Genomic DNA, 245 nt, shown 5'->3' on the forward strand with positions numbered 1-245 from the left:
TGCGCAGGTTCCATCCGAGGAAGTCGAACCCGTCCCCTATGTGCGTTATCTTGGTTTTTTCCGGAGAGAGGACAAGTCCACGCTCTGCCAGAAATTCAACCACGGCGGGCCTGACTTCATTCTCCAGCCATTCTTTCGAACAACCAGTGATGATGAAATCATCTGCATAACGCACCACGCGCATTTTTCGGGCTGTCCACTTCGCGTTGGGAAATCTCTTCGCCAGCATCGCTTCCAACCCATCC

At 53.1% G+C, this 245-nt stretch carries 1 protein-coding gene; it reads right to left on the reverse strand.

Annotated elements, in window-relative coordinates:
* Nucleotides 1–229: reverse transcriptase domain-containing protein (locus KMS84_RS44815; RefSeq protein WP_256921658.1), on the reverse strand; the 229-nt coding region annotated here is incomplete at its 3' end.
* Nucleotides 230–245: the final 16 nt, after the last annotated feature.

This window comes from Streptomyces hilarionis (genome assembly GCF_024539675.1).
GTDB classification, from domain to species: Bacteria; Actinomycetota; Actinomycetes; order Streptomycetales; family Streptomycetaceae; genus Streptomyces; species Streptomyces hilarionis.